1 protein-coding gene and 1 pseudogene are annotated in these 1,633 nt (G+C 41.5%); both read right to left on the bottom strand.

Going from position 1 to position 1,633, the window contains the following annotated elements; genetic code table 11:
• Positions 1-89: 89 nt before the first annotated feature.
• Positions 90-1,166, bottom strand: coding sequence for an RNA-guided endonuclease TnpB family protein (locus ELQ35_RS22340; protein ID WP_126867371.1), 1,077 nt, complete (start codon positions 1,164-1,166; stop codon positions 90-92).
• Between the two features lie 5 nt (positions 1,167-1,171).
• Positions 1,172-1,574: pseudogene (gene tnpA, locus ELQ35_RS23345) on the bottom strand (IS200/IS605 family transposase).
• Positions 1,575-1,633: the final 59 nt, after the last annotated feature.

Genomic DNA, 1,633 nt, shown 5'->3' with positions numbered 1-1,633 from the left:
GACTAAGCGTTCGCAGTCCATTTCTGTTTTGAACAGCCTTCAAGATAAGGGCATCTCATTACCCCTCCCAAGACAGTGCGTATAGCATCTTAGGCTGATTGACTGTTACCGCCAACCACAGGTGCGTATCGAATATTCATAGCACCGACTAAATCACGATGTTTTTCGAAGCCGCATTTACACTTGTATTTTCTGTCTTGCGCCTTGTTCTTTTCAGAACATTTCGGGCATGTTTGGCTTGTATAAGCAGGATTCACATGTTCAACTTTAATACCTTCCAAACCCGCTTTGTATTCAATGAATTGAGACAGGCGATAAAATGACCAAGTGTGCAGATTCTTTTCGTTTTTACGGCTCGTTCTTGCCGTCCGTCTGATGTTCGCCAATTGCTCCAAGCGAATGACGGAAACTTTATTGTCTTTTGCAAAATTTACGATTGCACGACTAACCTTATGGTCTTGGTCCTTCATCCAGCGTTGTTCCTTATCGTCCAACTTGCGAATGGCATTCCATTTCTTTTTCTTACCTAACGCTTTACGGACAGAGCGGAACTTGCGCTTCTTGTACTTGTTTTGCCTGCCATTGCCAAAGAAATGTGCCTTTTCGTCGTCCGTTACAGCGACAGCGGGCACTTTTAAACCCAAATCGACACCCATGACTTTTAAGCCTGGTCCTTCAATAGTGGGAATGGTGACAGAAATTTGGGCAATCCATTTACCTGACTTTTGCGTTATTCGAAGCGTACCTAATTTGTGTTTCAGCAAATCAAAATTGCGATTTTCTTTATCAATCAACAAAGCACGAATAGGTGTCTTAGTTGCCTTTCTATCCATCATGATTGGCATTGATATGTGCGAGAAGTCAAACGAATAGTTTTGGTTATTCCAGATGCAGAAAGGCTTCTTCAAGACAGGAACGGTAGCGAATTTGCTTTTCTTCGCTTTCTTAAACACACTCTTCGCATCCTTGATGGCTTGGTTTTTTACAGCGCTCGGCAGGGGAGCGGAAATATCTTTGCTCGATTTCTTTGTGCTTTTCTTTTCAGCGACCATTTCAGACACAAGCATGTTGATAGTCGAAATGTATGCCCTGCTCATCTCCTGCAAGATGTTTGCCTGCTCTTTTGTCGGAAGCAATTTAACCTTGACTGTGATGGTCTGCGACATAGCATTCACCCCCTTGTTTTTTGTTGTTCGACATAGCGTTCGTTTTATCGTTTCGCTTGATACATTTCCTGCGGTGGAAACGAAGTAGGAACGTGTCCACAGGCTTGGCAAGTGTTGAAGGTGCGGAAACTCCTCTCTCAATTTTTTAGAAGTCACCCCTTTGATTTTTGCCATAATATCTGCAGGACTGAGTGTTGGCAGTGCGTTGAGAAACATATGCGTATGGTCTTTGTCACATTCTAAAGCGACAATAACGATTTTTAATTCTTCACATATTTCTGGGACTAATTGTTTGAATCGTTTCTCTACATCAGCACGAAGGAATATTTTCCTTCTGTATCGAGGGCAGAAAACGAAATGATAGTTGATTAATGATACGGTTGTGTTTGTTTTTCTGTATTCGTTCATATGCACATTGTATCAGTTTTATTTATGAACTGCAACAGATATACAATAAATATAAAGTG

Source organism: Peribacillus cavernae, from assembly GCF_003989135.1.
GTDB classification, from domain to species: Bacteria; Bacillota; Bacilli; order Bacillales; family DSM-1321; genus Peribacillus; species Peribacillus cavernae.
Note: the sequence above shows the minus strand (reverse complement) of the source record. Positions and strands in the feature narration are given on the sequence as shown.

Coding starts and splice junctions, on each gene's coding strand:
- ELQ35_RS22340 (WP_126867371.1), bottom strand. CDS start 1,166: ATGTCGCAGACCATCACAGTCAAGGTTAAATTGCTTCCGACAAAAGAG.